The sequence below is a fragment of the Ruegeria sp. G7 genome, assembly GCF_056535465.1.
Window position 1 is genome coordinate 1 of the sequence record NZ_JBQFIL010000001.1, and the last position, 20433, is coordinate 20433.

Consider the following 20433-nt stretch of genomic DNA (forward strand, 5'->3'; position numbering starts at 1 on the left):
CCTGCCATCGGATGCTCACCCACCTGGTTCAGCTTGGCGTCCAGAACCACCGACTTGGTCACGCCGTTCATCGTCAGATCACCAGTGATGTTGGCGGTGTCCTCGCCAGTCACTTCAATGCTGGTCGAGGTAAAGCTGATCAGATCGCCTTCGGTCACGCCAAAGAAATCCTCGGTCATAAAGTGATCTTCGCGCGGTTTCCAGCCGGTGAACATCTCGACCACCGGCATTGATACGGTCACGCTGGAAGCGGCTGGGTTTTCCTGATCGAACATGATCTCGCCTTCAAAGCCCGAAAACATGCCATAGGTGGTCGAAAAACCAAGGTGATTGTAGTTGAAGATCACCTGGCTGTGGCTTGGGTCCAATACGTATTTTTCAGCGCTGGCGAAGGCGGTCGTGGCAGATACAGCCAGAGCGGCGGCGAGAAGGGTGGATTTCATAACAATCTCCGCAAAGTTGGTTTTGCAAACCGGGTGGGTTGCTCATGAAATAAAATGTGCCGCCCAAGGGCGGCAGACAAGTTTTTTGATTCACAAACTCTGTTCCTATTTGAACAGAATAGAATTCAGGCGAAAATTGTTACGTTTTGGCTCAGTTGCCCTTTCAGCGCTGCGCCGACATCCGCCGATTCCAAAGGCAGCTTCATCAGCAGGCTGCCATCCACGTCGAACAATTCGACCTGATCATCGGCAAAACGTGCACCGCCCAGCGAGTCGTAGCTGCGGCGCAGGACCGTCTGCGGGCGGCCATTTTCGTTCTTTTGCAGGATACGCACTTCGCGGCGGATCGGGTCAAAATAAGCGTCGGGGCGCGCGTCCATCACCTGAATGGTCAGCAGGCTGACACCCACGATCAGCATCATCAGCGACGCCACCAGTTTCAGCGGCCAGACCTCGGCGCTCATGACTGAGCCGGGCATGAGCCACATCGAAAAGCCGAGAGGATCAGAAACGCGCCAGCGACACGCAGCAGTACCATCCGGGCACGCCAGTTCGGAGCAAACGTAATCAGAACGGGAACGGATTTATCGAACACTGCGCCGGGCGCTGTCTTTTCAAAAGTATTTGTTTGCATGACGGCCATTGTCTTGCCCTGTCTATGGTTTCTCAATCATCCGGGTGTTCCCGACTTGTGGAACAACCTCGCCGCGAAAAAAGTCAGGAATTGGGCGCGTCAGAGGAAATTGGGCGACTTCACAAAGGCATCTGTGGCGGGCTTGCCCGTCCGCTCAAACGTGTATACGGGGCCATCCTTCGCAGGAGTTATGAATCGCGCAGCCTCTCGTGGCAGGGTCGCGAAGGACCATATGGCCCCGCCTTTGAAATGCGCCTTGATATAAACAGGAGTGCACATGCCACTGTATGAGCATGTAATGATCGCGCGTCAGGATCTGTCCAACGCGCAGGCAGAAAGCCTTGTCGAACATTTCGGCACCGTTCTGGCTGACAACGGCGGCAACGTCGTCGACAGCGAGTACTGGGGCGTCAAGACAATGGCTTACAAGATCAACAAGAACCGCAAAGGCCACTATGCCTTCCTGAAAACCGATGCCCCCTCGGGTGCGGTTCAGGAAATGGAGCGCCTGATGCGCCTGCATGAAGACGTCATGCGCGTTCTGACCATCAAGGTCGACGAGCATGCCGAGGGCCCCTCGGTCCAGATGCAGAAGCGCGATGAGCGCGAAGGCCGCCGCGAGCGCCGCTGATCAACGCCTGACGAAAGGACTTAAACCATGGCCGCAAAACCATTTTTCCGCCGCCGCAAGGTCTGCCCGTTCTCGGGCGACAACGCGCCGAAGATCGACTACAAAGACACCCGTCTGCTGCAGCGCTACATCTCTGAGCGTGGCAAGATCGTACCTTCGCGCATCACCGCCGTTTCGGCGAAAAAGCAGCGTGAACTGGCCCGTGCTATCAAGCGCGCCCGCTTCCTCGCCCTGCTGCCCTACGCCGTGAAGTAAGGAGAGACTGACATGCAAGTTATCCTGCTGGAACGCGTTGCGAAACTGGGTCAGATGGGCGACGTCGTTGACGTCAAGCCCGGCTACGCCCGCAACTTCCTGCTGCCCCAGGGCAAAGCGCTGAGCGCGTCCGAGTCGAACATCGCCTCGTTCGAAGCCCAGAAAGCACAGCTTGAGGCCCGCAACCTGGAAACCAAGAAAGAAGCTGAAGCACTGGCTGAAAAGCTGGACGGCCAGCAGTTCATCGTGATTCGCTCGGCATCGGATGCCGGCGCTCTGTACGGCTCGGTCACCCCGCGTGACGCGGCAGATGCTGCAACCGAAGCTGGTTTCACCGTCGACAAGAAACAGATCGCCCTGATCGCTCCGATCAAGGAACTGGGTCTGCACTCGCTGGCAGTCAAACTGCACCCCGAGGTCGAGGTCGAGATCCAGATGAACGTTGCCCGTTCGGAAGAAGAAGCCGAACTGCAGGCATCGGGTAAATCGATTCAGGAACTGGCTGCTGAAGAAGAAGCCGCTGCTGAATTCGAGATCGCCGAACTGTTCGACGATATCGGCTCGGCCGCTTCGGACGACGAAGAGCTGGTTGCAGAAGAAGCACCGGCTGAGGAAGACGAAGCTAAAGCCTGATCTGACACAGCTTTGCACTTTGCAAGAGCCACGCGTTTGCGTGGCTCTTTTCTTTCATAGCTACCGGCACGGCAGAAATCGGCCCCGAACGTCAGCACGACCTTGCGATCGGTCGCATGATCCATATCATCGGCCCTTGCAAAACCGGAGTTTCCCCTATGCCCCCTCTTCTTCGTCGTAAAGTGCTGGCCCTTATGATTGCAGCCCCCCTCGTTGCCTGCGGCGGTCCTGACACACCGACGCGTCAGGATACCTTCGATCCACCGCTCTATCCCAACGAAACGCCTGAGCTGCGTGCCTCGATCAACAAATGGGCAGATCATTACGAACTGCCGCGCGAATTGGTGCACAAACTGGCTATCCGCGAAAGCACACACCGCCCATGGGCCGTGAACCGCCCCTATTACGGGCTGCTGCAGATTCTACCCGCCACCGCCCGGTCGATGGGCTACACCGGCAATGCGCAAGGCCTGCTGGACGCGGATACCAATCTAGAGTTTGCGGGAAAATACCTGCGCGGGGCCTGGCTATTGTCGGACGGAGATCAGAAACGCGCGATCTTTCTTTACGCCAAAGGATACTACCCTGAGGCGAAAGCACGCGGCATGTTGGTCGAAACAGGTCTGGTTTCCGCCACAAAATAGGCATCATTTTCGCGAATTTAATGATTAAAGCTCGTACATAACCACTCAAATACAGCAGCGGACACCATGGCTGACACAGACGAACCCCAACAAATCCCCTATGTGGGGGAAAAATAGATGTGCATGAATGGCACATTTTCCCCTAAAAGGCAGACATTTCCACATCTTCTTGTCATAATTTGGGAAATGTGATGTGCTATGTGACGTCAGGGAAAGCACTATCCTTTTTCCTGGCCAAAGGGATCCGCCCGCTCACTCGGGTCTAGCTGGTCGTTACCGTATGGATATTGTTGATCTCAGCACCCTTCCCGAACAGGACTCTCGCTATGATGAGTTCCTGCGCCAGGTCTGTGACAAATACGAGATGGACCACGCAGCCTATGCTGGCATGAACCCTGCAGCGGGTACGATCCATGGCCATGTGACCTATGGCGATGACTGGAAAAACCACTATCAGGAGCAAGGCCTGCACCTGATCGACCCGACCCTGCACATGAGCCAACGCAGCATCGCGCCCGTCGACTGGAGCCGCCTTGAACGCGGCAAGGATTTCCAGCGCGTGTTTCGTGACGCGCATGATTTCGGCATCCCGGATCAGGGCGTTACCATTCCTGTACGCGGCCCATATGGTGACATCGGCTTGCTCAGTGCGACCCGCGATTGCAGCCGCGAGGAATGGAAAAAGCTTGTGCCAAATGTGATCAGCGATCTGCAGTCTCTGGCTGTCCACATTCATGACAACGTGATGACATCGGACACCATCAGTCGGATGTTGTACCACCCGACGCTCTCAAGTCGCGAACTTGAGATTTTGCAATGGGCCGCTGCAGGCAAATCGCAACAGGATATTGGTGACATTCTGTCGATTTCACACCGAACGGTTGAGGTCCACTTGCGCTCTTCGCGCGAAAAGCTTAATGCACTCACAACGCCGCAGGCCGTGGGCCGCGCGATTGGAATCGGGCTAATCTACCCGGGCTAAAGCAAAATTCTGCCAAAATCTGACCCAAAAAGCCCAGATTACGGAAACCCCCAATAGATTCGCCCTGAAATCCGAGTAACGTCTTATCCACAGACAGATCACTCGAAGGGGGTTACAATGATTTTGGTAGTTGATGGGCTGAACAGACATCTGTTCACCGAAGTTCTTGACGATATGTTCGAACTGCGCGCCCGTGTTTTTGGCGGACGTCTTGGATGGGACGTTCACATTGAAGACGGCAAAGAAATCGACCAGTTCGACCATCTGGATCCTGCATACGTAATCGGTCTCGACGATGAGGGGAACGTCGTGGCCGCAGTACGTGCATTGCAGACCACCGGGCCGCACATGCTATCGGATGTGTTCTCGGATATTCTTTGCGGCGAGGCGCCGATGCGCAGTGCGACCATGTGGGAATCCACGCGCTTCTGCGTCGACACGCAGCGCTTGACACGCGGGAAAGAGAAAAACTCGGTCTCTTATGCGACCTGTGAGTTGATGATCGGATCACTGGAATATTGCCGCAACGCAGGTATCCAGGACATCATCACCGTCATCGACCCGGTCATGAACCGTGTTCTGAAACGGTCGAACTGTGCGCCGTACGACTATGTCGGCGAGACCGTTCCGATGGGCAAAGTTCCGGCCATGGCAGCCCTGCTTGATTGCAGCGAGGAACGGATTTCCGGATTGCGTGATTTTGCAGACATCCACCACGATGTCTTTATCGACGAAGATGCTGCGCTGGAAATGTTCGAAGCCAAGAAGGCCGAAAAGCTCAGCCCGGCGAACCGAGACCACAAGCCGCTCACAGATCTCGAGAAGTACTTTGTCGAGCAGATGAGTGCGGCAAAAACGGAAGAAGAACGGCAGGCAGTGCTGAAACTGATCGAGGCCCTGTCAGATACGTTCACCACAGAGCAAAGACCGCTCTGTTACAGACCCCCGTGCTTTTGCTCATGAGGCCTGACCCCCTCACCTCATAGTACAAAGCCACCCATGCGGAGCCGTCCTATTTCCAGACGGCTCCGCTTTTTTGTGGCCCCCTTGCGGGGAAGGAAGAGGATTATTCCTCTTCCAGCGCTTCCACGGCTTTTTGCAGGTCGTCTTTGCTGACCTCTTTGTCGGTGACCTGCGCCAGTTCGAACACGTAATCGACGACCTTGTCTTCGAAGATCGGTGCGCGCAGTTGCTGCTGCATCTGGGCATTCTGCTGCACGAACTCAAAGAACTGGCGTTCCTGGCCCGGGTACTGGCGTGCCTGGTTCATGATCGCCTGCGTCATCTCTGCATCCGACACTTCAACTTCTGCCTTCTGACCAAGTTCGGCCAGAAGCAGGCCCAGACGCACGCGGCGTTCGGCCAGTTTGTTGTGCTCGTCGGTGGGCTCGATCGGATCGTGGTCGTGGCCTTCCACATCCGGGTTTTCCTCGTGCCACAGCTGGTGTGCAATCTGTTTGGCTTCTGCTTCCACCAGCGACGGCGGCAGGTCAAAGGTTACTTTCACATCCAGTGCATCCAGCAGGCCGCGCTTCATCACCGCGCGCGACGCGCCAGCGTACTCGGCTTCCAGACGTTCAGCAATTTGCGCCTTCAACCCGTCCAGATCCTCGGCGCCAAATTTCTTGGCCAGCTCGTCGTCGATCTCGGCTGCAACGGGTTCCTTCACCTCTTTGATGGTGCAGGTGAATACGGCGTCTTTGCCGGCCAGGTGCTCGGCCCCGTATTCTTCGGGGAAGGTGACGTTGACGTCTTTTTCTTCCTCAGCTTTCACACCAACCAGCTGCTCTTCAAAGCCTGGGATGAAGCTGTTCGAGCCCAGAACCAGCGGATAGTCTTCCGCAGAACCGCCTTCGAACTCTTCGCCGTCAACCTTGCCCACAAAGTCGAATACGATCTGGTCGCCGTCTTTCGCCTTGGACCCTTTGCGACGCGATTTGAAGTTCTGAGCGGTCTCGGCCAGATTGCCCAGCGCTTCTTCGACGGCTGCATCGTCGGCTTTGACGACCAGCTTTTCCAGCTCGACCGATTTCAGGTCAACTTCCGGGATTTCAGGCAGCGCCTCGTAGGACATTGCGACCTCAACGTCGTCGCCTTCTTTCCAGTCCTCGTTGGTCATCTTGACCTCAGGCTGCAGCGCAGGGCGGTCACCGCTGTCTTCAAAGTGCTTGTTCATCGCACCGTCGATGGTTTCCTGCATGGCTTCGCCCAACAGACGCTGGCCGAACTGCTTTTTCAGCAGCGCCATCGGCACCTTGCCTTTGCGGAAACCCTTCATTTCGATTTCCGGCTGCGCTTCGGTCAGTTTCTCGTTGACCTTGTCGTCCAGCTCGGCTGCGGTAACGACGATGTTGTAACCGCGTTTCAGACCTTCGTTCAGCGTCTCGGTAACCTGCATTATGGTAGTCCCCATAGGATTCGGGGCGCGCAAAACGGGCGCGCCGGGCAAATTTGACGCCTTCTATTTGCCCAGCCCCTACGTGCAAGGGGCAATGCCCTTATCGGTCTTGTTTTGCCGCCGATTTGAACAAAAAACGCCCCGGCTGCAGAGGATGCGCAAACTTCGCAGAGGACGCAGGCTCAGAACCTCCAGCGCGCGCCCAGAACCCACGCCTCGTTCTCGTCGAAGTCGATGGTGTCGTCAAAATCATGGTTGCGATATTTCAGATAGGCGTCTGTGTTGATGCTGTCGATCCGCTGCACAACGGCAATGCCCCATGACTTGGTGCTGGAGCCGGCGTTCTCAAAATCCGACCCATCGAAATAGTCGATACCAATGCCTGTCTTGCCCCAGGCCACCCAGTCGGCTTCGTAAGCCAGTTTCGCATACCAATAGTCCGGATCGCTTGCGCCAGCAGCCGTGTCATCACGCGATCCCAACGCAGCCGTGACGCTGAAACCGCTTGGCAAGAGGACCGAGGCCGACCCGATCGTATCCCTCCGCTCGCCCGATCCGTCGTCAAAGTCGCGCACTGCGTAGGCGAGGCTCGCGGCGAACTCGACTCCATTGGCGAAAGTGTTGCCGTACGACAAAGCGATGTCGTAGTAGTCATCGTCATCGCTGCTGGACAGGATGTTCTGACCATAGGCAATCGCTGCCGAGAACCCATTGAAATCCGGCGTATCGTAGCGGATGCGCCCGCGGCGCGCACCATCGAAGTTGCTTGCTGAATCGCCCACCGTGATATCGCTCAGCACACCATCCGAGCCACGATAGAAAAACGCGCCGTTTTCGTCGTTGGTGAAGGAATACAGGGCTGTTCCGACATAAGACAGATCCGTTTCAGCAGCACCATCCGAGGCCATACTGCCCTGCCCGGCTGAAAACCGGCCATATGCACCCGCCAAAGAGAAATCGACATGGCGGATGTCTTCCCGTGACCAACCATCCGCGTTGGTTCCGTCCTGATTGGCCGTTCCTGTGCTCGGCAAACCCAGGCCGGTTTCAAAGCGGAACATAAACTCATTGGCACCATAAGGCTGCATCAATCGAAGACCCACCCGACTGTTGGACAGGTCATTGTCCAGCAGCCGCGTCTCGGTCTCGGCTCCGTCATCTACCGACACGATCGCCGGGTGCAACTGTCCGTACAGCAGCACATAGCCGCCCGAGTTGTTTTCATATTTCAGTTCGGCCAAAGCCGGCATCGCGGTAGTCGCGACCAGAAATGTAGCCACCGTAGAACGTTGGAATATGTGCGCCATATCGATCACCATCAAAATTCCGCATTTCGCGCTCGGCCCGAAACGCGGCAGTTGAAATGCAGGCGGTCATATGTCGGTCAAGGGTCAGGCCTGCGCCGTGCGGTCGACTTACCTGTTACAGATTTCGCCACCGCGCCCTTGGTCCAGCAGATAGCCGCGAGACACCTTGGGCAAACCAGCCACACATGTGGTTTGGCACCCTACGTGCCAGAACATTCTTTTCACAAAATAATTAAATATCAAGTTGTTTGAATAATATGGGCATTTGCTCAGGCAGGTCTTCCGCGATCAGCCCAGATCCAAACAGCCGCGCGCACTCGACATGTAGCCACGCAGCTGCGGTGGCCGCATCGATCGGCGCTTGCCCGCGTGCAAGTAAACCCGTGACAAACCCGGCCAGCACATCGCCAGAGCCCGCAGTGGCAAGCCACGGTGCCGCCCGCTCGTACATGGCGGCATTCACAAAGACGCGCCCATCCGGCGCAGCGATGACCGTATCGGCCCCTTTGAAAAGCACGATGCACCCTGCGCGCCGCGCCGCGGCGCGGGTTGCATCGACTTTTGAATACCCCGGCCCGATATCCGCGACGGCCTTCATCTTTTCCGCAATATCAGGAAATAGGCGCGCGAATTCGCCCGCATGCGGGGTTAATACGCAAAGAGCGTGCAACCGCCCAAACAAGCTCTGCGGATCGTCGGCGAACGCGGTTAATGCATCTGCGTCCAGAACAGTGGGCCTCTGCGCGGCCAGGGCGACCGGAACCAGTGTTCGCGCACGCTCCAGCCCCAGACCGGGTCCCAGGCAAAGCGCATTCAAGCGAGCGTCCGCCAAGATCTCTGCAAGGCCGTCAGCATCCTCGACGCGCTGCATCATCAATGCCGTGATGTGGCTGGCAACCTCCATCTGCGCCGAAGGCAGCACGCCAAGCGACACCAAGCCCGCCCCGATCCGCAAAGCGCCCCGCGCAGCAAGGCGGGCAGCACCGGTCTTCCCCATACCCCCCGCAAGGAGGAACGCGTGGCCATGCGCATATTTATGATCGTGTTCGGTCTTGCCGAGGATCGAACCGGTCGGGCGTTTGGCAGAGCGCGCAATTTCTGCATCGTCCGAGCCATGGTTTAGCCCAATGTCTTTGACGACCAACCGGCCACACATCGCTGGCCCGTCCGCCAAGACATGCCCAAGCTTACGTGCATGAAATGAAACCGTCAAAGCAGAGCGCGCACATCGGCGCCCGTGCTGAGGAAATGCACCACCCAGCACTTTCCCCGAATCCGAGCACAGCCCCGATGGCAGGTCAATGGCCACCGTTCGCGGAGCCGTGATCTGATTGCCTGCCCCATTCTCTCGCATGTCCCACGCATCGGCCGCATCATCGTGCAGCCAAAGATGCTCCCACAACACCGGGTCATCGATTGGCCGCGCCAAACCAGTGCCGAACAGTGCGTCGATCGAAAGGTCGGGGTGCTGCGCCTGCGGGCTAATCGGGTCCGTCGGGTTTAATGTGGGTCCGGCCCAACGTTCATAGTTGACCCTGGCATCCGGCGGCAGCTTGGCCGGATCACCGTAAAGAATGACCTCAACCGCCCAGCCCAGGTCTTTCAGCAAGCGCGCCACGACGAAACCGTCGCCACCATTGTTCCCCGGCCCGCACAACACCGTCGCGCGACCGTCGCTTTGCGCCAGCTCCGGCCATTCCTCGAAAATCGCATCCAAAACGCCCCGCCCGGCTCGTTCCATCAGTTCAAGCCCGGTCACCTCGCCCGCGTCAATCGCCGCACGCTCACAAGCGCGCATCTGTGCAGCGGTCAGCAATTCTGTCATCCCAAATCCTCACGCGATTCAGTTTTGATTACTATTTATGCAAAGAGTTCAAAAATTAATCTTTCGCACATATTCCGCGCACCTCTTTCCAAGCAATACAGTAATCGGATTGCTGCACAATCCCAGACGTGATCAGTGCGGTCCAGACAACCATGCAAGGTGACCCGGAATGAAAAAGATCGAAGCGATCATCAAACCGTTCAAACTGGACGAAGTGAAAGAGGCGCTGCAGGATGTGGGCATTCAGGGCCTCAGCGTGATCGAGGTGAAGGGTTTCGGTCGCCAGAAAGGTCACACCGAACTGTATCGTGGTGCAGAGTATGTTGTCGACTTCCTGCCCAAGGTGAAGGTCGAAGTCGTGCTGGATGACGACCAGGTCGACGCCGCGATCGAGGCCATCGTCGGTGCCGCAAAGACCGACAAGATCGGGGATGGCAAAATCTTTGTCTCGCCCGTCGAACAAGCCATTCGCATCCGTACCGGCGAGTCCGGTTCGGAAGCCCTGTAACGTATCATCTTCAAATCAGAGGAAACAAGAGAATGAGCAAGGACGCAGTTCTTCAGCTGATCCGGGACGAAGACGCAGATTACGTCGACATCCGCTTTACCGATCCGCGCGGCAAGCTTCAGCACGTGACGATCATGGCCGATCAGGTCGACGAAGACTTTCTGGAAGAGGGCTTTATGTTCGACGGCTCGTCCATCGCGGGCTGGAAGTCGATCGAAGCATCCGACATGAAGTTGATGCCCGACACCGACAGCGCCTATGTCGATCCGTTCTACGCAGAAAAAACCATCTGCCTGCACTGCTCGGTTGTTGAGCCCGACACCGGCGAGGCCTACGAGCGCGATCCCCGTGGTACAGCGCAGAAGGCCGAAGCCTACCTGAAAGCGTCCGGTATCGGCGACGTCGCCTATATGGGCCCCGAGGCCGAGTTCTTCCTGTTCGATGATGTCCGTTTCTCGAACAGTATCAACAAGGTATCTTACGAAGTTGATGCGACCGACGCGTCGTGGAACACCGACACCGAATACGAAATGGGCAACATGGGCCACCGCCCTGGCGTCAAGGGCGGCTACTTCCCGGTCAACCCGATTGACGAAAGCCAGGACCTGCGTTCGGAAATGCTGTCGACCATGAAGCGTCTGGGCATGAAAGTGGACAAACACCACCACGAGGTCGCGTCCTGTCAGCACGAACTGGGTCTGATCTTCGACAGCCTGACCAAGCAGGCCGACGAGTTGCAGAAGTACAAGTACGTCATCCACAACGTTGCACACGCCTACGGAAAATCGGCTACTTTCATGCCGAAGCCGATCGCAGGTGACAACGGCACCGGCATGCACGTGAACATGTCCATCTGGAAAGATGGCAAGCCTTTGTTCGCTGGCGACAAATACGCCGATCTGTCGGACGAAGCGCTGTACTTCATCGGTGGCATCCTGAAGCACGCCAAAACGCTGAACGCCTTCACCAACCCGGCGACCAACAGCTACAAGCGTCTGATCCCCGGTTTTGAGGCCCCCGTTCTGCGCGCCTACTCGGCCCGCAACCGTTCGGGTTGTGTCCGTATTCCGTGGACCGAAAGCCCGAAAGCCAAGCGCGTCGAGGCTCGCTTCCCCGATCCGGCAGCGAACCCCTATCTGGCGTTTGCCGCGCTGCTGATGGCAGGTCTGGACGGCATCAAGAACAAGATCGATCCGGGCGAAGCCATGGACAAGAACCTGTACGATCTGCCTGCCGAAGAACTGGCCGACATCCCGACCGTTTGCGGCAGCTTGCGTGAGGCTCTGGAAGCTCTGGCATCCGATCACGACTTCCTGCTGCAGGGCGACGTGTTCACCAAAGACCAGATCGACGGCTACATCGCACTGAAGATGGAAGAGGTCGAAACCTACGAGCACACTCCGCACCCTGTAGAATACGGTCTGTACTACAGCTGCTGATCCAGAATTTTCGACGAAAATTCTTGCAAGGCGTCAATCGGACGCCCTTGTTTCATTTGACACGATCTTCCACACTGCTCCGCAGGAGGAGATCGCATGGACGCTGAATTCTCGAACTTCGTGACCACCACAGAAGAGCTCGAGCGCATCACAGGCGCGCCCCTGCCGCAAATCATCGCCAAGGAAGTGCCCGCGCTGGATCAGATGTGTCGTGATTTCATCGCGACCTCGCCATTTTGTCTGATTGCATCGGCCAATCCGTCCGGACACCTTGATATTTCACCGCGCGGTGATCCCGCGGGTTTCGTTCGGGTGCTCTCTGACACCTTGATCGCGATCCCGGATCGCCCTGGCAACAAGCGCGTGGATACGTTTCACAATGTTCTGCAGGACCCGAGAGTCAGCGTGATTTTCTTTGTTCCCGGCAAGATGGAGACGCTGCGTCTGCGGGGCACCGCCCGGATATGCGCCGACCCTGACCTTCTAAAGTCGATGGCTGTCAACGCGCAGGCACCCAAGCTGGCACTGATGATCCGCGTCCAGACGGTCTTTGCGCACTGCCCCAAATGCGTCGTCCGCGCGAACCTGTGGCAGCCCGAGGCCTGGCCAGACTCCTCCGGCCTGCCCAATATGAATGCGATGATGGTCAAACACGCCAATATCGACAAAACCCCGGATGAATGGTTCGAAAGCCTGAAAGCCGCTGGGGAATTGGACCTTTATTAACCTTTCATTTTTGTATGTTGGACCTCATCATGCTTCGCCTTTTCCTTCTTACACTCGCACTGATCAGCCCGAACCTTGCGATCGCTGCCCCATGCGGCAATACCAGCGCCGGGTTCGATGCCTGGAAACAGGATTTTGCAAAACAGGCCAAACGCGCGGGTGTGAAAAAGAAAGGGCTGCAGGCGCTGGCTCAGACCAGATACGAAACGCGAACCATCGCGGCGGATCGCAATCAGAAAAGCTTCAGATACTCGCTCGACAAGTTCATGCAGGTAAGGGGCGCGAATACGATTGTCGCACAGGGGCGCAAGCGCAAAGCCCGCAACCCCCAATTCTACGCGGCGCTCGAACGCCAATATGGGGTGCCCGCCGGCGTTCTGATTGCCATCCATGGTATGGAAACCGGGTTCGGGAACTTCATGGGCGACAGCCCGGTTGTTTCAGCAATCACCACTTTGGCCTATGATTGTCGACGGTCCGACTTCTTTATCCCGCATGCCATCGGGGCGCTGAAACTGGTTGATCGGGGCAGCATCACAATGGCGACAAAGGGGCAAAACATGGCGAGCTGGGCCACACGCAGTTCCTGCCCGGCAATGCCCTGACTTATGGCGTTGACGCCACCGGGGACCGTCAGGTCGACTTTTACAACATGACCGATGCACTGGCATCGACCGCAAATTTTCTTCGCAAGAAAGGGTGGAAGCCAGGAAAAGGCTACCAGCCCGGAGAGCCGAATTTCGCGGTGATCCAACAGTGGAACGCCGCGTCAGTCTATCAGCAATCCATCGCAATCATGGCATGGCGAATCGACAACTGACCGCGCCCAAGCTCTGACATAGGCGAACCCGATTTCAGCCACATTCCTGCCACAGACATTAACCGGACCCTTTAGTTTCTTGGTTTCCAAAGCGTAATCAATGTCGGAAATTTCTGACTTTTCTCCCGCATTGCCAAAATTTGCCCCACATCGCCCGTTAATCTGGGCTGAGAATGACTACGGCAAAGGAACACGTTGTGACCGCAAAGCTGATGTATCATGGTGGCCTGCAGTTTGATGGCCCTGCAGACGGCGCGCTCGAACGGTTCTGCGAGGTCGTTACCACAACGCTTCAGGACTACGGCCACCTGATCGAACGCAAAACCGACCTCAGCGCCAACGAGACGAGCATTGTCACCAGCCAGTACCTAGTGCGTCTGACACTGGACGCGACCCAGGACGAAGCTGAAGGGTCCCATCACCAGCGGATGGACCGTGCGGCGGGATTGCAGACCATGGATCGCCCCGTTGTAACGCTGCCAGAAAACCGGTTGGCAATAACAATCTGCCCGGTCTCTTCCCTGCTGGATGACACTGAAATCTCTGAACTGATGCTTGTCGTCATTCTTTATCGGATGGTGGATATCTGTTCGACCCAACGCGTCGAATGGTTGTCGCCGAAAACGGTTCTGACAGTAGAGCAATTCATGAGTGCGTTCGATTCAATTGCTCCGCGTAAACCGCGAGATCGCAAGCAGATTTTCGAAGCCATCAGCGGTCCGTTTGCGGGGCTCAGCCTCTCGGATTTCGATGAACCCGCGCCCGCCCCCAAAGTGCAAGCCGCCCGCCCAATCCAGTTGAGCGATGAACAGCTGCTCAGCATCGCCTTTCGCACTGAAACAGAGGTGCCACCGCCCGCGAATGATCCGGACCAGATTGCCGAAACCAGCGAACGGCCCAGCGATATCCTCAGACTCACAAGCTGGGGGATGACAGGTGCTGTCGCCAGTGTCTCGGCACCCATCGCGATCTCTCTGGCGGCTGTCAATCTGATCCGCGGAGAGGACTTTCGCCTGAATACACAGGTGCTGGCGTTCACCATGGCCATCTTCGGATTGCATTCAACCAACGCCTTTGCCGAGGTGGCCAGCGTCTTTGGCATCTAAAGAAACGACCCAAGACCCTCCTAGGAGGCCCCGCCGTCAGGCGGGGTCTTCCGTTTCTCGGAAGCGGCTGGCCGGCAAAACATAAGTGTGGATTGCAAAGACGACGGCCCGCGTCTCGGGCAAGCGCAGAAGAGTCTGGCGCTCGCTGCGCAGATATTGGGCCGTGCCCCTGTCGCGCGGGTCGCGGCGCTGATGCATGCTGCGGGGCTGGAACAGTTCGGCATCGTGATACCACAACGCGTTGAACCGCCACAGCGGGCGACCGGGCTGGATGCCATCAAACAACCGTTGCACCCGCCGCGCGATATTGGCGTCGTAAGTGTCCACCGGCTGATGTATCGCAACCAGCGGGCGCATGAATTTCTCGGACAAGGACCAACTGGCCGGGAAGCACAGGATTGCACCCGTCAACATATGCTCGTCGTCTTGCTTCTGCAGAATACAGAAATCCTCCTGCACCAATTGGCACAGCGTTTCCAGCGGCCGCGACCTGTCCAGCGTGACCTGAACACCGTCGGGTCGGCGCACCAGATCAGAGCCGCCCGGATAGGTCTGTTTCAGAACCAGATCCAGCAGCTCTTGCGCCGGTTCCAAGGCCGCGGGGCTTTGCGCCAGAACCTCGGGCTTGCGGTTGGCCAGAAGCTCCGCCCGCTTTTGCATCTGTGCCGCAAAAGCGTCGTCCCGGTGCAGCCAAGTGTCAGGGTCGGCGGGTCGGATACCCGGCAAAGGGTTCGGGGCCAGCGGGTCGTAAGGGATATCTTGCTGTAAAATCACCGTCATGACCAAGCCATAGCAGCCCCTCCCTGCGCTGTCGGTCAAAAAGCGACCCGCTTGCGGTCGCAAATTTTCAAGACGCCGCGTTGCGCGCTTTGCAGGCTGGTCTGACATGCAGAAAGGCCCAGCCGTGAACAGCCCCTATCGCGATAGCCGCAAAATCGACCCGACCAAAGGCGCCACCCTTGGGGATGGCACCCCAACGACAATGACCGGATCGAGATCGGGCCGACTCAGCTGGCCTTCGGCGAATGGGCGGCCACCGGGCTGACGCTTCCGAACCTGGAGCAGATGCGCAGATTTCGATGGGAACGACTGACGCAGGGCATCGTCGATCGGAATTGGGGTGGAGTACTGCTTTTTGACCCGCTGAACATCCGCTATGCCACCGACAGCACCAATATGCAGCTGTGGAACACCCACAACCCGTTTCGGGCGGTACTGGTCTGTGCCGACGGATATATGGTGATCTGGGATTATAAGAACTCACCTTTCCTGACGACATTCAACCCGCTGGTACGTGAGCAACGCTCGGGTGCGGACCTGTTCTATTTCGACCGCGGCGACAAGATCGACATCGCCGCTGATGTGTTCTCGAACGAGGTGCGGGCGCTGATCAACGAACATGGCGGTGGCAATATGCGGCTGGGCGTGGACAAGATCATGCTGCACGGGCTGCGCGCGCTCGAGGCGCAGGGCTTCGACGTCATGGAAGGTGAAGAACTCACCGAAAAAACCCGCGCCATCAAAGGGCCAGACGAAATCCTTGCCATGCGCTGCGCCAGCCACGCTTGCGAAACGGCCGTGGCGGAAATGGAGCGCTTTGCCCGCGCCAATGTCGGCGACGGGAAAACATCCGAGGATGACATCTGGGCCGTTTTGCACGCCGAGAACATCCGGCGTGGCGGTGAATGGATCGAAACACGACTGCTGGCATCGGGGCCGAGGACCAACCCCTGGTTTCAGGAATGCGGCCCCCGGATCACGCGACAGAACGAGATTATTGCCTTTGATACCGATCTGATCGGCTCGTACGGCATTTGCGTCGATATCTCACGCACCTGGTGGATCGGCGATCAGAAGCCGCGCCCGGACATGATCTACGCGATGCAGCATGCGCATGAACACATCATGACGAACATGGAGATGTTGAAACCCGGTGTCATGATCCCGGAACTAACCGCGAATGCACATCGTCTGGACGAAAAGTTTCAGGCTCAGAAATATGGTTGCCTGATGCATGGGGTGGGCCTGTGTGATGAATGGCCGCTGGTCGCCTATCCCGACAAGGCCGTCGAGGGGGCGTATGATTATCCTCTCGAACCCGGCATGGTCCTGTGCGTCGAAGCCGCCGTGGGCGAAGTCGGTGGGGATTTCTCGATCAAGCTGGAAGATCAGGTTCTGATCACCGAGGACGGGTATGAGAACCTGACCAAGTACCCCTTTGACACACAACTGATGGGCTTGGGCTAAAACGAACCGTTCCGGCCCCAATCCGACCGTTTGACATTGCCGTGCCAGTCCTCTGGTGCGGTCACAGCGCCTTGAAAGCTCCATAACCGGCCAGCTCTGCCCAAGCGCAAAACCAACTGCACCCGCAAGCAAAAGCGCAGCAATGATCCCCGGATGCAGTGTTGATCTGGACGATATATTCGGTGCGTATGCCATGAAAACCTCCGTTTCACGTCTCTTGGCTGAATATAACTTGAGTTCTATCGATAGATTATTAAAATGAATGTTTTTTGAACTTAACATCACCAAACATGATACAAAAACTGCAATCTCTCGGTCAGCCACAAAGCTAAAATGTCAAATCCTCACCTTACCGTGACGCTTCTGACATAGGGGTTGAGAGAACCTGCGCTAGGACACAGTATTGGCCCGGTCCCAACACCAAGGAATACCCATGGCCACCGAACGCATTACCTTTGCCGGTCACGACGGCAGCCAATTGGCCGCGCGCCTTGACCTGCCGGACGGGCCCGTTCTGGCAACAGCCCTGTTTGCACATTGCTTTACCTGCTCCAAGGATATCCCGGCGGCACGGCGCATCTCGGCGCGCCTTGCGGCCATGGGCATCGCTGTGCTGCGCTTTGACTTTACCGGGCTGGGTCATTCTGGAGGGGAGTTCGCGAACACCACATTCACCTCGAATGTCGAAGATCTGATCGCGGCGGCGCAGTATCTGGCCGGGCGCGATATGGCCCCCGCTTTGTTGATCGGGCATTCGCTGGGTGGGGCTGCGGTGCTGCGTGCGCGCGCTGGCATTCCTTCGGTCAAGGCCGTGGTGACACTGGGTGCTCCTGCTGATCCCGGCCATGTATCCCATCACTTCGAAGCTGCCTTGCCCGAGATCGAGGCCGAAGGCAGCGCCGAGGTTTCGCTGGGCGGACGCCCGTTCCGCATCGGCAAAGCCTTTGTCGACGACATCTCGGAGGCGGCGCTGAACACCGCCATCGCCGAGTTGAAGGCCGCGCTGCTGATCCTGCACGCCCCGCGCGATGAGACCGTCAGTATCGACAATGCCAGCACCATCTTTCTGACCGCAAAACACCCCAAAAGCTTTGTTACACTTGATGACGCCGACCACCTGATCACACGCGCTGCGGACGCAGAATATGCCGCTGATGTCATTGCGGCATGGGTGTCGCGCTATGTCAAACTCAGTCCGCCTGCCCCGCCGCCGGGCGCACCCGAAGGCGTCGTCCGGGTGACCGAGGCTGATCCTGCGGGTTTTCTGCAGGACATCCAGTCCGGCCCACGTCATCACGCGGTGGCGGATGAACCTGCCTCTTATGGCGGGACCGATCGGGGCATGTCACCCTATGGCTTCGTGTCATCGGGCTTGGGGGCCTGCACCTCGATGACGATCCGTATGTATGCGCGTCGCAAACGCTGGCCCCTGACCGGGATCGCCGTGGATGTCTGCCACGATAAGGTACATGCACAGGACGCGGGCCTTGCAAATGCGGGCAAGGTTGATCTGTTCCGCCGGAAAATCCGGCTCGAAGGTCCCCTCGATTCAGAGCAAAAGGCGAAACTTCTGGAGATCGCCGACAGATGCCCGGTGCATCGCACTCTGGAAGGATCAGCGCAGATCACGACCGAATTGCTGTCGTAGCCCCTGCAACGCGCGACTCAGAGCGCCTTCCATTCGGTATGGTGGCGCTCTCTACGACTATTCGCACCAAGCCCGCGTTTCACGCGTCCCACGGCGGTGATCCTGTAATGGCAGCCGCGCTGATCGTAGGTGACCTCTATATACGCGCGTCGGATATCTTTACCGAAAGGTCCGCCGGGGCGACCGGCAAAGCCGAATTCGCCCATGCGTTCTTCGATTTCTTCAACGGTATCCTCGGGCAGAGCCTGCGGGGTCAGATTGATCCGATACGGGTTGGGAAACCCGATATTAGGCACAATAAGTATACCGCAGAACGCTGTGGCTATGGCTCTTAACTGTTCTTCAGTCAGCATCGTCGACTCCATCTTACTGGGATCGAGCGGGCCGCTGGTTCACGCGCTGATCTGAACCTGCAGGTCGTCAGCCGGACCCGCCCATAGGGAATAGTACCACAGATGGTAGTTTTCGCTCAAAACACGCGGGCGGGTCCGGGTCAGGGCCGCGTATGCAGCCCCTGTGGGTCAACGTCGCCGGGGTGTCGGACGATGGATCGGCGGGCGCGCTGCAGGGGGGCGCGCGACGGGCGGGCGCGGACGCGACGGGGGTTTCCCGATCGGCGGCTTTGGCCGCTGGGGCGGCTTCGAAACCGGCGGCTTTGGGCGGTCGGGCCGATCTGGACGGTTGATATCCACGTCAACGTTCACGTTGCGATCATGATAATAGTCGTTCCAAAGCATCGAGTCGTAGAACGGGTCATACCCATATCCGACCCCGACCGTAACACCGTCACACGCGCTCAGCGTAAGGGTTGCAACGCCAAGCCCGAGCGCAATGACCGAGCGTTTGAACAATTTGCGTGTCATCCGAACCTCCGTCACTGCACGGGTCGGAACGATGCAAAGACATCGTTCAGATCATCTACATATGCCGGATCAGCCCCGTCGCGCAGGATTGACACCGCTACGGCCACGCGGTCGCCTGGCAGATCAATGATAGCAGCGGTGAAATTGACCCCGCGCCCATCGCGCCTGCCAGTCCCCCGGATCACACGCGCCGGACGCCCACCTATACTGGTTTCGCTGGTGCTGGTGATGGCAGGAGCGTTGACCAGAAACTTGTCGATATCCTCGAGATACCGAATGCCGCCCTGAATATCGGCCACCCCGGCGGGTGAGACAAAACCCATCCAGACGCTGTCATCCGTTAACGGCCTGATCCCCATCACGCGCGTAACGGCGCGGGTATCGCCCAGTTCGGTATCTTCAATCTCGCGCGGACCACCCGTGCGGACGGCCCAGAAATCTGGCACTTCAAACCGAAACAGAGCGCGTCCATCGTCGGTGTAGGTCACCGGCGTGTCTGCTGCGGCGCCACCCGCAACCCAAAGCGCTGCGCAAAGAGCAGATGTTGAAAACAATCGAATATGCATATCTCAATAACCTGATGATGTCTCGGGGATCAGATTGAACCTTCATTGTTGCGGTTGTCCAGCATGACGTTGAACCGGCACGAAAAACCCGCACCCGAGGTATCTCGGATGCGGGTTTCGATGTCACGATCCGGTGTGGATCAGGCGCGGGCGTTGCCCACCAGCTTCCACACGGCGGGGATCAGCAGCGCGGCCAGCGCCAGCTTGATCGCATCACCCAGCAGGAACGGTGTCAGGCCCCATTCCAGGATCGGCTTGTCCCAGCCATACAGCTGACCCAGCCACAGCAGGCCGGGCACATAGATCAGTACGTTGGCCAGAACCAGCGCCAGCGCCAGTTTTCCAACCGAACGGTCCCAGCCGCGCGCAGCCAGAGTTCCCAGGGCCAAGGTGGCGAGGACATACCCGACCAGATAACCGCCAGTGCCGCCCATCATGTATGTCAGGCCGAATTTCTCAGCCGAAGAGCCTGCGAACACGTCAAAGCCCAGCGCGCCAACCAGCAGGTAACCCATCATGGTGACCAGACCCAGACGCGCGCCATAGGCGGTGCCAATGGTCAGCACTGCAAAGGTGCCCATGGTGATCGGAACCGGCCACATCGGAACTTTGATCTTGGCGGCAACGGCCAGGGCAACGATGCCCAGAACAACCAGTACAGCCTGTTTGACGCGCAGCGCCGTCCCCTCGCGCGGGCCAATCGCGTTGGCCAATACGTTCGCATTCATTTTGTTTTCTCCAGTTGCGGACCTATTTGC

The 20433-nt window shown here is 57.8% G+C and carries 22 protein-coding genes and 2 pseudogenes; 13 read left to right on the forward strand and 11 right to left on the reverse strand.

Annotated features, from left to right (window positions below):
* From ACR3EN_RS00005 to ACR3EN_RS00015, 3 genes are all read right to left on the reverse strand, one after another.
* Positions 1 to 443 (reverse strand): YceI family protein (locus ACR3EN_RS00005; RefSeq protein ID WP_480918374.1); only part of this gene is annotated, 443 nt, incomplete at its 3' end.
* Between the two features lie 125 nt (positions 444 to 568).
* Entirely contained in the window at positions 569 to 922 is a 354-nt protein-coding gene (locus tag ACR3EN_RS00010; protein ID WP_480918375.1) for a hypothetical protein, read from the reverse strand.
* A complete protein-coding gene (locus tag ACR3EN_RS00015; protein ID WP_480918376.1) occupies positions 904 to 1077 on the reverse strand; it encodes a hypothetical protein in 174 nt (57 codons plus the stop codon). Before ACR3EN_RS00015 ends, ACR3EN_RS00010 begins: the two co-directional genes overlap by 19 nt.
* Positions 1078 to 1354: 277 nt before the next feature.
* Between ACR3EN_RS00015 and rpsF the strand changes: the two genes are divergently transcribed.
* From rpsF to ACR3EN_RS00045, 6 genes are all read left to right on the forward strand, one after another.
* The gene (gene rpsF, locus ACR3EN_RS00020; RefSeq protein WP_480819655.1) at positions 1355 to 1708 is read left to right on the forward strand and encodes a 30S ribosomal protein S6; all 354 of its coding nucleotides are present in this window, start codon (positions 1355 to 1357) and stop codon (positions 1706 to 1708) included.
* 27 nt (positions 1709 to 1735) lie between these two features.
* On the forward strand, positions 1736 to 1963 hold the full coding sequence (rpsR, locus tag ACR3EN_RS00025) for a 30S ribosomal protein S18 (RefSeq protein WP_005982441.1): 228 nt from the start codon (positions 1736 to 1738) through the stop codon (positions 1961 to 1963).
* 12 nt (positions 1964 to 1975) lie between these two features.
* Positions 1976 to 2596 (forward strand): 50S ribosomal protein L9, encoded by a 621-nt coding sequence (rplI, locus tag ACR3EN_RS00030; protein ID WP_480819654.1) that lies wholly within the window; start codon positions 1976 to 1978, stop codon positions 2594 to 2596.
* A 194-nt stretch (positions 2597 to 2790) separates the two neighbouring features.
* Complete coding sequence (locus ACR3EN_RS00035) at positions 2791 to 3240, forward strand: transglycosylase SLT domain-containing protein (RefSeq protein ID WP_480857631.1); 450 nt, start codon at positions 2791 to 2793, stop codon at positions 3238 to 3240.
* A gap of 280 nt (positions 3241 to 3520) precedes the next feature.
* The gene (locus tag ACR3EN_RS00040; protein ID WP_480819653.1) at positions 3521 to 4222 is read left to right on the forward strand and encodes an autoinducer binding domain-containing protein; all 702 of its coding nucleotides are present in this window, start codon (positions 3521 to 3523) and stop codon (positions 4220 to 4222) included.
* Between the two features lie 117 nt (positions 4223 to 4339).
* Positions 4340 to 5185 (forward strand): acyl-homoserine-lactone synthase, encoded by an 846-nt coding sequence (locus tag ACR3EN_RS00045; RefSeq protein WP_480918377.1) that lies wholly within the window; start codon positions 4340 to 4342, stop codon positions 5183 to 5185.
* A gap of 103 nt (positions 5186 to 5288) precedes the next feature.
* Here the strand turns inward: ACR3EN_RS00045 and tig are convergent, their stop codons facing one another.
* The 3 genes from tig to ACR3EN_RS00060 all read right to left on the reverse strand — a co-directional run bounded on the left by tig (position 5289) and on the right by ACR3EN_RS00060 (position 9752).
* Positions 5289 to 6620 (reverse strand): trigger factor, encoded by a 1332-nt coding sequence (gene tig / locus ACR3EN_RS00050; RefSeq protein ID WP_480819651.1) that lies wholly within the window; start codon positions 6618 to 6620, stop codon positions 5289 to 5291.
* Positions 6621 to 6802: 182 nt separating this feature from the next.
* Positions 6803 to 7927, reverse strand: a complete 1125-nt coding sequence (locus ACR3EN_RS00055) for a porin (RefSeq protein ID WP_480819650.1) — start codon at positions 7925 to 7927, stop codon at positions 6803 to 6805.
* 232 nt (positions 7928 to 8159) lie between these two features.
* The gene (locus ACR3EN_RS00060) at positions 8160 to 9752 is read right to left on the reverse strand and encodes an NAD(P)H-hydrate dehydratase (protein WP_480819649.1); all 1593 of its coding nucleotides are present in this window, start codon (positions 9750 to 9752) and stop codon (positions 8160 to 8162) included.
* A gap of 169 nt (positions 9753 to 9921) precedes the next feature.
* Between ACR3EN_RS00060 and ACR3EN_RS00065 the strand changes: the two genes are divergently transcribed.
* The 5 genes and pseudogenes from ACR3EN_RS00065 to ACR3EN_RS00085 all read left to right on the forward strand — a co-directional run bounded on the left by ACR3EN_RS00065 (position 9922) and on the right by ACR3EN_RS00085 (position 14351).
* Positions 9922 to 10260, forward strand: coding sequence for a P-II family nitrogen regulator (locus ACR3EN_RS00065; RefSeq protein ID WP_480819648.1), 339 nt, complete (start codon positions 9922 to 9924; stop codon positions 10258 to 10260).
* A gap of 32 nt (positions 10261 to 10292) precedes the next feature.
* The gene (gene glnA / locus ACR3EN_RS00070; RefSeq protein ID WP_480819647.1) at positions 10293 to 11699 is read left to right on the forward strand and encodes a type I glutamate--ammonia ligase; all 1407 of its coding nucleotides are present in this window, start codon (positions 10293 to 10295) and stop codon (positions 11697 to 11699) included.
* 96 nt (positions 11700 to 11795) lie between these two features.
* Complete coding sequence (locus ACR3EN_RS00075) at positions 11796 to 12425, forward strand: MSMEG_1061 family FMN-dependent PPOX-type flavoprotein (RefSeq protein ID WP_480819646.1); 630 nt, start codon at positions 11796 to 11798, stop codon at positions 12423 to 12425.
* A 29-nt stretch (positions 12426 to 12454) separates the two neighbouring features.
* A pseudogene (locus tag ACR3EN_RS00080) lies at positions 12455 to 13245 on the forward strand (lytic murein transglycosylase).
* 173 nt (positions 13246 to 13418) lie between these two features.
* Positions 13419 to 14351 (forward strand): hypothetical protein, encoded by a 933-nt coding sequence (locus tag ACR3EN_RS00085; RefSeq protein ID WP_480819644.1) that lies wholly within the window; start codon positions 13419 to 13421, stop codon positions 14349 to 14351.
* A gap of 36 nt (positions 14352 to 14387) precedes the next feature.
* On the opposite strand, the gene ACR3EN_RS00090 is transcribed toward ACR3EN_RS00085, so the two are convergent.
* The gene (locus ACR3EN_RS00090; protein ID WP_480819643.1) at positions 14388 to 15131 is read right to left on the reverse strand and encodes a heme-dependent oxidative N-demethylase family protein; all 744 of its coding nucleotides are present in this window, start codon (positions 15129 to 15131) and stop codon (positions 14388 to 14390) included.
* Between the two features lie 124 nt (positions 15132 to 15255).
* On the opposite strand from ACR3EN_RS00090, the pseudogene dddP reads away from it, so the two are divergent.
* Both dddP and ACR3EN_RS00100 read left to right on the forward strand, forming a co-directional pair.
* Positions 15256 to 16598 (forward strand): annotated as a pseudogene (gene dddP / locus ACR3EN_RS00095) (dimethylsulfonioproprionate lyase DddP).
* A gap of 433 nt (positions 16599 to 17031) precedes the next feature.
* On the forward strand, positions 17032 to 18246 hold the full coding sequence (locus ACR3EN_RS00100) for a bifunctional alpha/beta hydrolase/OsmC family protein (protein WP_480819641.1): 1215 nt from the start codon (positions 17032 to 17034) through the stop codon (positions 18244 to 18246).
* A gap of 17 nt (positions 18247 to 18263) precedes the next feature.
* Here ACR3EN_RS00100 and ACR3EN_RS00105 read toward each other — a convergent pair whose 3' ends face one another.
* The 4 genes from ACR3EN_RS00105 to ACR3EN_RS00120 form a co-directional block, all read right to left on the reverse strand.
* On the reverse strand, positions 18264 to 18599 hold the full coding sequence (locus ACR3EN_RS00105) for a hypothetical protein (protein ID WP_480819640.1): 336 nt from the start codon (positions 18597 to 18599) through the stop codon (positions 18264 to 18266).
* 168 nt (positions 18600 to 18767) lie between these two features.
* Entirely contained in the window at positions 18768 to 19109 is a 342-nt protein-coding gene (locus ACR3EN_RS00110; protein ID WP_480819639.1) for a hypothetical protein, read from the reverse strand.
* Positions 19110 to 19120: 11 nt separating this feature from the next.
* On the reverse strand, positions 19121 to 19597 hold the full coding sequence (locus ACR3EN_RS00115; protein ID WP_480819638.1) for a hypothetical protein: 477 nt from the start codon (positions 19595 to 19597) through the stop codon (positions 19121 to 19123).
* Positions 19598 to 19815: 218 nt separating this feature from the next.
* A complete protein-coding gene (locus tag ACR3EN_RS00120) occupies positions 19816 to 20403 on the reverse strand; it encodes a biotin transporter BioY (RefSeq protein WP_480857254.1) in 588 nt (195 codons plus the stop codon).
* Positions 20404 to 20433 lie beyond the last annotated feature (30 nt).